The sequence below is a fragment of the Nodularia chucula CCY0103 genome (assembly GCF_963923915.1).
Lineage (GTDB): Bacteria > Cyanobacteriota > Cyanobacteriia > Cyanobacteriales > Nostocaceae > Nodularia > Nodularia chucula.
On record NZ_CAWUOL010000026.1, the window covers coordinates 12,158 to 25,123 of the forward strand.

The 12,966-nt window shown below is 40.3% G+C and carries 9 protein-coding genes; all 9 read left to right on the forward strand.

The genetic code is table 11. From position 1 onward, the window contains the following. Window positions 1–57: 57 nt before the first annotated feature. The 9 genes from ACM0OP_RS09855 (at window position 58) to hepC (ending at window position 12,930) form a co-directional block, all read left to right on the forward strand. Entirely contained in the window at window positions 58–2,241 is a 2,184-nt protein-coding gene (locus ACM0OP_RS09855) for a tetratricopeptide repeat protein (RefSeq protein WP_414528230.1), read from the forward strand. Window positions 2,242–2,558: 317 nt separating this feature from the next. Then, the gene (rfbF, locus tag ACM0OP_RS09860; protein ID WP_414528231.1) at window positions 2,559–3,332 is read left to right on the forward strand and encodes a glucose-1-phosphate cytidylyltransferase; all 774 of its coding nucleotides are present in this window, start codon (window positions 2,559–2,561) and stop codon (window positions 3,330–3,332) included. A gap of 74 nt (window positions 3,333–3,406) precedes the next feature. Next, window positions 3,407–4,513, forward strand: coding sequence for a CDP-glucose 4,6-dehydratase (gene rfbG / locus ACM0OP_RS09865; RefSeq protein ID WP_414528232.1), 1,107 nt, complete (start codon window positions 3,407–3,409; stop codon window positions 4,511–4,513). A gap of 72 nt (window positions 4,514–4,585) precedes the next feature. Further along, complete coding sequence (locus ACM0OP_RS09870; protein ID WP_414528233.1) at window positions 4,586–5,416, forward strand: phytanoyl-CoA dioxygenase family protein; 831 nt, start codon at window positions 4,586–4,588, stop codon at window positions 5,414–5,416. A 152-nt stretch (window positions 5,417–5,568) separates the two neighbouring features. Beyond that, window positions 5,569–6,126, forward strand: a complete 558-nt coding sequence (gene rfbC, locus ACM0OP_RS09875) for a dTDP-4-dehydrorhamnose 3,5-epimerase (protein WP_414528234.1) — start codon at window positions 5,569–5,571, stop codon at window positions 6,124–6,126. A 48-nt stretch (window positions 6,127–6,174) separates the two neighbouring features. Further along, window positions 6,175–7,488 carry an NAD(P)H-dependent oxidoreductase gene (locus ACM0OP_RS09880; RefSeq protein ID WP_414528235.1) on the forward strand — a complete coding sequence of 438 codons (1,314 nt, stop codon included), beginning with the start codon at window positions 6,175–6,177 and terminating at the stop codon, window positions 7,486–7,488. Between the two features lie 459 nt (window positions 7,489–7,947). Then, window positions 7,948–9,036, forward strand: a complete 1,089-nt coding sequence (locus ACM0OP_RS09885) for a glycosyltransferase (protein WP_414528236.1) — start codon at window positions 7,948–7,950, stop codon at window positions 9,034–9,036. Window positions 9,037–9,272: 236 nt separating this feature from the next. Further along, window positions 9,273–11,516, forward strand: a complete 2,244-nt coding sequence (locus ACM0OP_RS09890; protein ID WP_414528237.1) for a GumC family protein — start codon at window positions 9,273–9,275, stop codon at window positions 11,514–11,516. A 676-nt stretch (window positions 11,517–12,192) separates the two neighbouring features. Further along, on the forward strand, window positions 12,193–12,930 hold the full coding sequence (hepC, locus tag ACM0OP_RS09895; protein WP_414528238.1) for a heterocyst development glycosyltransferase HepC: 738 nt from the start codon (window positions 12,193–12,195) through the stop codon (window positions 12,928–12,930). Window positions 12,931–12,966 lie beyond the last annotated feature (36 nt).

The window sequence follows — 12,966 nt, forward strand, 5'->3', positions numbered from 1 at the left end:
TTGTGTTAATTTTGCGATATTAGTCTTTTACATCACCCCATTCACCGTGATTTCATCATGCAAGTCTTACGTTGTCTTCCCGAACCAGAAATTCTCAACCTCAGCATTAGTTTGGGGCGTGGCGGTGAAGCTTGTATCTATGCAGTGCCGTCCTCTGGTGATTTAGTAGCCAAGGTCTATCATAAGCCAACAGCTGCTCACGCCCGAAAACTCCGGGTCATGCTTGCTAACCCGCCAGAAAATCCTACGGCTAGCTTAGGACATATTTCTATTGCTTGGCCGCAGGATTTAATCAAGGCTACAGATAAAAGTCATGAGATCATTGGCTTTGTGATGCCTCGGATTCATGGGATGCGTCCGATTATAGATTTTTACAATCCCAGAACCCGTCGTGAACACTGCCCCTTATTTAATTATCAATACCTACTCCGCACGGCTCGCAATTTAGCAGCAGCTTTTGGGGCTTTGCATAATAGTGGCTATTGCGTTGGTGACGTGAATGAGTCAAATATTCTGGTCAGCGATACAGCATTGGTAACTTTGGTGGATACTGACTCTTTTCAAGTCTATGATCCTGACGAAAAGGTTGTTTATCGCTGTTCGGTGGGTAAACCAGAATTTACGCCACCAGAATTACAGAATAAAACTTTTGCAGAACACGATCGCCAGATTAATCATGATCTGTTTGGCTTGGCGGTATTGATTTTTCAACTGTTGATGGAAGGTACTCACCCCTTTTCGGGAATCTTTCAAGGAGTTTCTGAGCCACCACCTTATGAAGCCCGCATTGCTGCTGGACATTTTACTTACAGTCAACAGCGTCGCGTCCCTTATCGCCCCACACCCATTGCACCAGCTTGGGAAGTGCTTCATCCTAAGTTGCAACAATTATTTGTGCGTTGCTTTGAGAATGGTCATAATGATCCACAGTTACGCCCCAGCGCCCAAACTTGGTTATCCGTTTTAGCTGAAGCTGAAGATAGCCTGATTACTTGTACGACTAATCCCCAGCATCGCTACAACAATCATTTAGATAGTTGTCCCTGGTGTGAACGGACTTTGCGCTTGGGTGGACGTGATCCTTTTCCATCACCGAGAGCTGTGGAAAATCAGGAACATCTCCGCCCGCGAGTTGTACCAAAAAGGCGCTATCCCCAGCGTCAACGTTCTCCACAACCAGTTAGTCATCATCATCGCATTAATTATTGGCAGCCTGTAGCTGCTTCTGGCTATTCCCCTTATCAACAGCATAAAAAAGCCAAGTTTTATCCAGCTGTCTTGTGTTTACTAGGTTTTGGTCTGTTGGGCTATTTGGATGTAGCAATTAAGTTTACTCGACCTTATGTTTCTCAAAATGCCTACACCCAACAAACTTTGATGGCTCTGCCCAAGCCAACAGAAGAGGAAGTTCTCACCTTTGCAGATTATTATAAACAGGGTCATGCTGCTTACCAGATTCGAGATTACCAAGAAGCTGTACAAAGCTTTTCCAAAGCTATAGAAAATGACGCGACAAATTCTAGAGCTTATATGAACCGGGGTAATGCACGCTATAACTTGAGAGATTATGAAGGCGCTCTGGAAGACTATAACCAAGCTTTAGAAATTAACCCCCAAGAAGTTAAAGCTTATGTCAACCGAGGTAATGCCCGTTATATGATGGCTGAATATAGTCATGATCCTGATCGGGAATATAATTTAGCGATCGCTGATTTTAATCAAGCTCTGTGGATTAACGATCAAGAAACTGAAGCCTATATCAGAAGGGGTATTGTCCGTTCTCAAATGGCTAAATATAGCGGTCAATCTTTACAAGATTATCAAAAAGCAATTGTTGATTTTACCCAAGCAATTAAACTGAATGCATCCAGAGCGGAAGCTTACTTTCAGCGTGGTGAAGTTCGCTATAAAATGGCACAATTTAGCAGCAACTTTATTCCAGAATATCAACAGGTGATCGCTGACTTTAATGAAGCACTGAAAATTAATGGATCATTGGCGAAAGTCTATCTCAAAAGGGGAATGATTCGCTATGAACTTACACAATACACTGGCGTTGAGTCTGACCCTAATAATGTCAAGGCGATTGAAGATTTACAAACAGCTGCCAAACTCTCCTTAGAACAAGAGGATACAGAAAGCTATCAGCAAGCACTAAGCGGCCTCTGTGTAATTATAGAAAGTCAATGTACGGCTTTATTACAAAGCTCTGCTATCTGGGGAGATACAGCCAATAACTAATTACAAAAACTAGTAAGTTCAGCGCTAGTTTCCACCTAAATATTTTTTGAGTAAAGTAACACAAACATGATCAAGATTAGCACCTTACTACTCTTATCATGTTTACTTATTTTTAATAATAGTTAAAAGATTCATATATATTTCATCTCTAAAAGACAATTATTTATATCCTCTTCATCAATCATATCAAAAAAATAGTTATATTATGTACTTGAATCAAGACATTATCCTAGCATTTTAATCTCATCCCAGTGCATCTCTTCATCCCGCAAAATGTAGACGATAATCTCGCTACAAATCTCCAAAAAGGTAGTTGTATGAAAGCAGTAATTCTGGCTGGAGGGCTTGGTACACGCCTCAGTGAAGAAACTAGTATCCGACCTAAGCCAATGGTGGAAATTGGTGGTAAACCAATTCTGTGGCACATCATGAAGACTTACTCGGCTCACGGTATTAATGATTTTATTATTTGTTGTGGATATAAAGGCTACATCATTAAAGAGTATTTTGCTAATTACTTTTTACATATGTCAGATGTTACCTTTGATATGCGATTTAACCAAATGAATATCCACTCTGGTTATGCTGAACCCTGGCGCGTCACCTTAGTCAATACGGGAGATAACACCATGACAGGTGGACGCTTAAAACGCATCAGTGAGCATCTTGGTAACAGCACATTTTGTTTCACCTATGGCGATGGTGTTAGTAACATCAATATCACAGAACTAATTAAGTTTCATCAACAACAAAATACCTTAGCAACACTCAGCGCCGTGCAACCAGCAGGACGTTTTGGTGCTATTTCTTTAGGACAGGAGCAAACTAAAATTAACAGCTTTCGGGAGAAACCTGAAGGTGATGGTGCTTGGATTAATGGCGGTTATTTTGTTTTAGAACCAGAAGTACTCAACTTGATTGCTGATGAATCTACGGTTTGGGAAAAAGAACCTTTAGAAAAACTGGCTGAGATGAATCAGTTATCTGCCTTTAAGCATAGTGGTTTTTGGCAGCCGATGGATACTTTACGCGATAAAAATCACTTAGAAGAGTTGTGGAAGAGTGGTAATGCTCCTTGGAAAGTATGGTAATTCGTAATTCGTAGTTCGTAATTACTATCCGTGAAGGTTGATTTAGTCCTTGCTGCACTAGGAGAATTTATCTCATGAAATCTAATTTTTGGACAGGAAAAAAAGTTTTTGTCACGGGACATACAGGCTTTAAAGGTAGTTGGTTATCTTTGTGGTTACAAATGCTAGGAGCGCAAGTGTGTGGTTATGCTTTAACCCCTCCTACAACTGTGAATCTATTTGATTTAGCTCATGTGGCTGATGGTATGACATCGGTGGTAGGAGATATCAGAGATTTAGATTTTCTCAGGGAAGTGATGCAAACTTACGAGCCAGATATTGTGATTCATTTGGCTGCTCAGGCGTTGGTGCGGGAATCTTACTACAACCCAGTAGACACTTATGCTGTGAATATTATGGGAACAGTGAATGTATTGGAAGCAATACGGAATGTCCCCAGTGTGAGAGCAGTAGTTTCTGTCACCTCTGATAAGTGTTATGAAAATCGGGAATGGGTTTGGGGTTACCGGGAAACAGACGCTATGGGTGGATATGATCCATACAGCAGTAGTAAGGGATGTGCTGAATTAGTTACTACTGCTTATCGTCAATCCTTTTTTAATCCTGCTGATTATGATGAACATGGGGTAGCTGTAGCCAGTGTTCGCGCCGGAAATGTGATTGGCGGCGGAGATTGGGCTAAAGACAGATTGATTCCTGATATTCTTAACGCTTGGCTCGCAGGGAAAGAAGTTGTGATTAGAAACCCCCAAGCTGTGCGCCCTTGGCAACACGTTTTAGAACCACTGAATGGTTATTTAATGTTAGCTGAAAAACTTTATACTCAGGGTTCAATTTATGGTGGAGGTTGGAATTTTGGGCCAAGTGAGTCAGGAGTAAAAACCGTAGCTTGGGTAGTGGAACAGCTACGGCAATTTTGGGGAAATGATGCTCATTGGATTAAAGATGGTGGATTTCAACCCCACGAAGCTAATTTGTTAACTTTGGATTGTTCTAAAGCTCGGACTCAAATTAACTGGGAACCAAAATTAGATTTACCCACAGCTTTAGCTTGGATTGTGGATTGGACTAAATCTTGGCAACAAGGTGATGATATGCAACAAAAAAGCCGATGTCAAATTCAGCAGTTTATGGAAATAGCAGATTTGTCCTCAGCAGAAAACTCTTTGTTGGGAGTTTAAGTTGGCGAAAATATAGCTGAAGTAGCTAAATTGAGAAATTTCAAAATTTGAATATACCGTTGTGAGAAACAAATGTCGTTACTGCAATCCGAGTTAACTTATAGGTCATCACGTTGGCAACATCGGAATAAGTTACCTATACTAACAAAAAAAGAACGGATCATTGTTGATGCTATTAAACGTGAGGGTATTTACATTACCAACCTCACAGATTTAGGCTTAACCTCTACCCCTAAAATGCTAAATGCTGCTTACAGTCTATTACCAAGTATGGGAAAAACTAACTACAGCACTGCCGCAGAAAATCCCCCCGAAATTTACATAGTTACAGATTTACCATCATTTTATGATTGGGGTAAAGAACAATCAATTCTCAATATTATTGAAAATTATATTGGTCTTCCCGTGGCCTATCATGGGGTGCATTTACGCAAGGATTTTGCCAACCAACATCAGTTTCAAACACTGCTGTGGCATAGAGATATAGAAGATCGGCGAGTTCTTAAAATCATCATTTACTTAAATGATGTGGAAGAAAAACATGGACCTTTTGAATATGTGCCAATATCTTTTACTGCCAAATCAAAACTTAATTATTACCGCATTCAAGGCAAAATTAAAAACTTAGGCGGAATTGATGACCAAACCCTAAATAATATTATCCCTAAATCTGCTTGGAAGTCTTGCCCAGGAGCAGCAGGAACAGTCATTTTCGCTGATACGAGACGAATTTTACATCATGGGACTCTCCGGACTGAAGAACGATCAACACTATTTTTTGTGTATACGGCTAATCCTCCCAAGCGTCCAGAACTTTGCGCTCATTACTGGAATAATGATTATCCTAGACCAAATTTTAATAAAGAAGTTAATGAGGTTAAGGTGGAAACAACATCAGTCTAAATAATATTCAGCCAGTTAACGCAAAATATTTGTTTATATCCCTAACTCATCCAGCTAATTACACTTAATACAGGAATAAATTGCAATTTTAATTAACCAGTTAGTGGAAATAAAATTGTACTTTTACGTCAAAATATATCTGGAAAACTCTTGTGAAATTTACCACAACTGCACTCAAAGACGCATTTATTATTGATGTGGAAAAAAAGCCGGATCATCGGGGATTTTTTGCCCGTGGTTTCTGCGCTCAAGAATTTATGGCTCATGGTTTAAAGCCTACAGTTGCCCAATGCAATATATCTTTTAACCACAAACAAGGTACAGTCAGGGGAATGCATTATCAAGTTTCTCCTGCCGCAGAAACTAAGTTAGTACGTTGTACCCAAGGGGCTATTTACGATGTAATTATTGATATGCGTCCGGAATCGCCAACTTTTTTATCATATATTGGTGTGGAGTTAACCGCAGAAAATCACCGGGCTTTATATGTCCCAGAAATGTTTGCCCACGGTTATCAAACTCTAACAGATGATGCTGAGGTGGTTTATCAAGTGGGTGAGTTTTATACCCCTGGGTATGAACGGGGACTACGCTATGATGACCCATTTTTTAATATTGCATGGCCTCTAGAAGTCACGGAAATTTCTGAGAAAGACTCTAATTGGACTTTGCTAGAAATGATTCCCGTTGGTAGTCCGGATTCTAGATGAACAGTTAAGAATTACTTTGACCGCATAATTAACAGAGGAATTTAACTAATGATTATTATTGATCGTGCTTTAGCAGCCCGCGCCGAGTTGGGAAATCCGGTGAAAGTGGGGATGATTGGTGCTGGTTTTATGGGTCGGGGAATTGCTAATCAAATTATTAATTCAGTTCCAGGAATGGAGTTGGTGGCTATTTTTAGCCGTCAGGTGGATGCGGCGAAACAAGCTTATATAGAAGCTGGCATAGAAAATATGCAAGTTGTTACAAGTGTGACTGAAATAGAAGAGGCGATCGCTAACCATAAATATGCCGTTACCGAAGATGCTTCATTACTCTGCCAAGCAGAAGGCATTGATGCCATTATCGAAGTCACCGGTGCAGTAGAATTTGGCGCTCATGTTGTCATGGATGCGATCGCCCATCGCAAACACGTGATTATGATGAACGCTGAACTAGACGCGACTATCGGTCCCATTCTGAAAGTCTACGCCGACAAAGCCGGAGTTATTCTCAGCGCCTGTGATGGTGATCAGCCAGGGGTAGAAATGAATCTTTACCGATTTGTCAAAAGTATTGGTCTGACTCCGTTATTGTGCGGTAACATTAAAGGACTCCAAGACCCCTATCGCAATCCTACAACCCAAGCAGGATTCGCTCAACGTTGGGGACAAAAAGCCCACATGGTGACAAGTTTTGCCGATGGTACCAAAATTTCCTTCGAGCAGGCGATCGTTGCCAACGCCACAGGAATGAAAGTCGCCCAGCGCGGAATGCTAGGTTACAACTTCACTGGTCATGTAGATCAAATGACCAAAATGTATGACGTTGATCAGCTTCAGCAACTGGGTGGTATCGTTGATTATGTCGTTGGCGCTCAACCCAGCCCTGGTGTATTTGTCTTTGCTACTCACAACGACCCCAAACAGCGCCACTATCTAGACTTATACAAATTAGGTGAAGGCCCCTTATATAGCTTCTACACTCCTTATCACCTCTGCCATTTTGAAGTCCCATTATCTGTAGCTCGTGCTGTCCTGTTTCAAGATGCCGTTTTATCTCCATTAGCCGCCCCCCTAGTAGATGTAATCACCACCGCCAAAATCAACCTCAAAGCAGGCGAAACCCTAGATGGTATTGGCTACTACATGACCTATGGCCAATGTGAAAATTCCCCCATTGTCCAAGAGCAAAAACTACTTCCAATTGGTTTAGCTGAAGGCTGTCGCCTCAAACGAGATATTCCCCAGGATCAAGTCCTCACTTACGATGATGTAGAGCTACCTGTAGGTAGACTTTGCGACCAACTACGCGCTGAACAAAACGCTTATTTTGCATCAGAAAAAGTTCTCGCAACCGTTGGGTAGCATCAGTATTTTCTATATCACCACGTTCAGCTAAGGCTGTGATCCCCTCAAGCTCATAATTATGGGTTTGAGGGAATCTGCAACAAATATAGCAGGGGGCAGGGGAGCAGGGGCAGGGAGCAGGGAGCAGGGAGCAGGGGAGAAACTTGGAAACTGCTTAATTGCAACGGTTTCATCATCTGCTTTTGTCGTAACTTCCTTGGCGGTTGCTATACATTCTCTGAGATACACAGGGAGTCAGAACCGGGAAAGAAAGAGTTTATTTTATATTTTGCGGGAGTTAAAACCCTGAATTTAGTGATAGAATCCCATATAAATCTGGTGTATACAGCTATTTTTAAGTTGTCTGGTTTTGTACTTAAAACTCCAAGATATAATCATAATTCTGAACACTAACGTTGTGCAGAGCAACTGGCTGGAGAGTTTTCCCACAAACTTAAAAAGAAACTTATATAAAATATGAAAATTGCTCTAGTTCATGATTACTTAACCCAGCGTGGTGGTGCAGAACGGGTATTTGAATTACTCTGTAGGCGTTACCCCGAAGCGGATGTTTTCACCTCCTTATACAATCCCCAAAAAACTATTGATATGGGTGAGCGCATCGTCAAAACTACTTTTTTGCAAAAAATTCCCGGCGCATTAAAGTATTTTAGACTCATGGCTCCGTTATATTTTCCCGCCTTTCGAGCCTTGGATCTACAAGATTATGATTTGATTATTAGTAGTAGTACCAGCTTTGCTAAAGCAGTACGCAAACGTCCAGATGCAAAACATATTTGTTTCTGTCACAATGTAACTCGTTTTTTGTGGGATACGGAAACTTATTTAAGAGAGTATGGAGACTATCGATATTTTGCACCGTTAATTGAACAGGTTTTTCAAGTCATGAGAAATGTAGACCTGAAATATGCTCAAGAACCTGATCTTTACATTGCTAATTCCAGTGTAGTTGCTCGTCGTATACAAAAAATTTACAACAAACAAGCCATTACTATTAACTATCCCATAGATACAAATAATTTTTTGTTCTCCGATATCAAAGATGAATACTATCTGGCCTCCGCACGGATGATTAGCTATAAACGGCTAGATATCATCATTGAGGCTTTTAATTGGCTTGGTTGGCAATTATTAATTTCTGGTGATGGTCCAGAGGAAGAACGTCTCAAAGCCAAAGCCTTAAATAATATTAAGTTTTTAGGACATGTTAGTGATGCTCAACGCAAAAACTTATTTTCTAAAGCCAAATCTGTGATAGTTGCGGCCTTAGAAGACTATGGATTAGTTCCAGTGGAAGCCAACGCGAGCGGTACACCAGTGATTGCTTACGGAGCGGGTGGAGTTTTAGATACACAAATACATGGCAAAACAGGTGTATTTTTTCAGAGACAAACACCGGAATCCATACAAGCTGCTTTATTAGAGTCCGGAGCAATCACTTGGAATTATGAAAATATTCGTAATCATGCAGTGAACAATTTTTCGGAACCCGTTTTTTTTAGAAAGGTGGAGGAACTTATTGCACAAACTTGTAGTAACAATTAATTCTTAGGTATTCTATACCAATTCACAAACACAAGGCAATACTGATCAATCTAGAAATCAAGATGGAGTGGGATTTTTTCAATTAAAAATCACCCAAAGCCTATGGTTACGCCATCCAATGTATAAGCATAGCTGGGCTGTGAGCCTAGCCCCAGTCAGAATTATAAATTAGTATGAACTCTATCCCTACGGGGAAGTAACCTCCGCGTAGCATCTCGCAGCCAAGGATAATAAACATGAATCAACCTAGTCTTAATCCCGGTATAAATCAAGTTAATAACTCCAATACAGAACCAAGTTATGGACAGTTGTTTAAAATATTTATTCGCAGATTCCCTTGGTTTTTAGCAGTATTGATTACTTGCATTTCAATGGCCGCTCTGGTGACTTCTAGGACAAAACCTACCTACAGAAGCTCTATGCAGCTACTTGTAGAACCTAACTATCAAGGTAGGCCAGAAGGTGCTGGGGTAGAAAGTCAATTTATTGAGCCAGGCATTCAGATAGATACAGCTACACAGTTAAATCTGATGCAAAGTTCAGGACTGATTCAACAGGCAGTTGATAAGCTGCAATCTGAGTATCCTGATATCAGTGTCAAGGAAATTAAAGCGTCTTTAGTTCTGAATCAACTCAGGAATCCAGAAGATAATGTAGCTACAAAAATTTTCCAAGTGGAATATACTGCCCAAGATGCAGAAAAGACACAAAACGTTCTGGCGGCAATTCGCCAAGTTTATGTGGAATATAATCAACAGCAGCAAGATACGCGGTTACAAAAAGGTTTACAAGTTATTAGAGAACAGTTAAGTAAAGCTAGTGAGGAAGTAAATGCTTCGGAGACTAACTTACAAAGATTTCGCAGAAACCAAAATTTAATCGATCCTGAGTCACAAGCTCAAGCTCTAGAAAACTCGTTAAATACCATTGAAGAAGAACGTCGTGCTACTCGTTCTCAGTATCAGGAGGCTGTAGCACGCCAAAAATCTTTGCAAGAACAACTGAAGCGATCGCCACAAAATGCTCTGGTTGCTTCTCGTCTGAGTCAGTCTACTCGCTATCAAGGCTTACTGAACGAAATTCAAAAAACTGAACTAGCACTGGCTCAAGAGCGTTTGCGCTTTACAGATGAAACTCCCACTGTGCAACAGCTACAAGAACAACTGGAAAGCCAGAAGAGATTACTGCAACAAGAAGTGAGCCGAACTTTAGGCATAGAGTCTAATGGTGTATTTTCCTCGGAATCCCCGCTTTTGGAACAAGGACAATTCGGTGAAATTGACCTGAATTTGGCGAGTCAGTTAGTGGAGACTCAAACAACGATAGTTGCTTTAAGCGCCCGTGATCAAACTTTGGCGGAGAAAGAAAATCAATTACGTGCCGAAATCAAACGCTTTCCGCCTCTATTGGCTTATTACAATCGGATTATGCCACAGCTACAATTTAGCCGGGAAAGGCTGGAGGAGCTACTGCGCGCTGAACAGAGATTACGCCAAGAACTGGCTAAGGGTGGGTTTAATTGGGAAGTTGTAGAAGAACCGCAATTGGGTATGTATTTAGGCCCCAATATGCGCCAAAATCTGATGTTGGGTGCAGTGGTGGGCTTGATGTTAGGTGGTATTGCTGCTTTTATTCGAGAAGCTTCTGATGATGCTGTTCATACCACGGCGGAATTGGAAAAGCAGGTGGCTTTACCTTTATTGGGAACTACTCCAAAACTGCCAACTAGCAAAAATAAAGAATCAATCATCAAGTTACCTTTTGGTAAACCAGAAGTTCTAGCTCCTTGGACAATTCAGGTGCTACAATCGCCACCCCGTTGGGAATCGCTGGATTTAATTTTTAAGAATATTGAACTTTTAAATTCGGTGCCAAATTTGAAATCTCTGATGATTACCTCGGCTTTGCCAGATGAGAGTAAATCAGCTTTGGCTTTGGGTTTAGCGATGAGTGCGGCTCGTTTACACAAACGGGTATTACTGATTGATGCCAATTTAAGAGAACCTAGTTTGCATGAACAGCTGAATTTGCCTAATGAGCAAGGATTATCTACTCTTTTGGCTAGTGATGTGACTATTCCCCATCAGATTGGTGTTCCTAGTTTGGGTTCAGCTTATATCGATATTTTAACTGCTGGTCCGATACCTATTGACCCGGCACATCTTTTGAGTTCGCCTCGGATGATGCAATTGATGAAGGCGTTTGAGGATAATTACGATTTGGTACTTGTAGATGCTCCTCCGGTGCTGGGTTTAGTGGATGCGATGCTGACGGCTTCATCTTGTCGGAGTGTGGTGTTGGCAGCCAGTATGAGTAAGGTAACTCGCAGCCAATTAGCTCAAGCTACAGGGATGTTGAGTAAGTTAAACCTGATTGGGGTTGTGGCTAATGGAGTCTCCAACTCTGGCAGCACTTATGTACATTATCCTCAGCCCTCTCGCTCTTCTCAATTGGCACTGCAAGAAGCGGTAGAAAAATAATTTGTATCTGTCTGCAAATTTAGAGATTTTAAATCATGTGCGATCGCTCCGTTTAGTATGCGATCGCACATATATTTTTTATGATATCTGCTTAATTATTTAAATAGTAATTTTTGATAATATTTTTTATTGCTTTCGATTCCGTAAATTTACAGCAGCTTTATAATTATCAAGGAAAACAACTAACTATTTAAAGACTAAATAAAGAATCTATATCGCCATAAATTAACTTCTATAAACTCTTATATCCTAGAGATTAAAGCCCTTTCCGAACAGCTAAAAGAGAAAAGTAAACTAGCTTTGTGAGATTGAACAAAAAAAATAGGTAGTTCCAACTAAACTTAAATATGAAGTCATGGGTTAATTGAGAAACGAGGGATTTTTCTCTCCACTTACCTATCTTCTCTATTCATCAGAGACAAACCGACGTTTCTCAATCAGCTTTCCCAGTATGTTTACTACTTATCTGCTGAATATCTTGCTTGTTTGTACATCTTTAAGCCAGCAGTATTCCTCAAGATGTGGGCTTAGATCAAATGCAATTTAACACAACTGATTTTTGCACAGAATTATCTACACATTTTTAGATAAAAACAACATTTTGCTTGGAGTCTTTGGCATTAATCGCCTTCAATATTAACTCATCAATTCACTATTGTATATATCCAAAGACATTATGACAATTTCATTAATTTCTACTCCTCATAACTCTTTATCTGAAACTCAGAAAAACCAAGAAAATAATCACTTCCCATACTGTAAACTCCAATGGCGGCGAGGCCAGTTGTTGGTGAAATCTACTCAAGTAACTCAACAACTTTATCTACCTGCTTTACATAACCAAGAATTATTAGTAAATTGCTTAAAACATTCTTTAGTAAATTTGGTGAATATAGATCCTCAAGTTGGTGGAGATTATCTCAAATTTTGGGTAGAAGCCTGTGAAGAAGCTGGGAAGCCCATATTTATCCGCCTACACTCCAGGGAGAAACAAAGTAAAGTTTGGCAAAAACTAATTAATGCCATTGTAGCTTTATTTTTGATCATCCTAATGACTCCAGTTATGCTGGGATTATTTGTGATTTTAAAATTGGATTCACCAGAATCAGTTTTTACGACTGAGTGGCAGATAGGAGAAAGAGGTAAACTTTTTCGTGCTATCAAATTCTGTACAACTAAAAATCACAATATTACACCTTTTGGTCTGTGGATGCGTAAATACGATTTAGACCATTTACCTCAGTTGTGGAATGTCCTCAAAGGTGAAATGACTTTGATGGGATCTGGTAATTTAACTTTAGAAAATGCTGTGGGAATGACTATGGCGGGACAAAGACAAATGAATCAATTAGCAGAGATGACAGATGCTTGGGAAGAATCCAGTGTGTTGCATTTAGATAGCCAGACACTGTGATTTTTTGGTGAACTAAATTCTGTAGCTAAGGTGCGT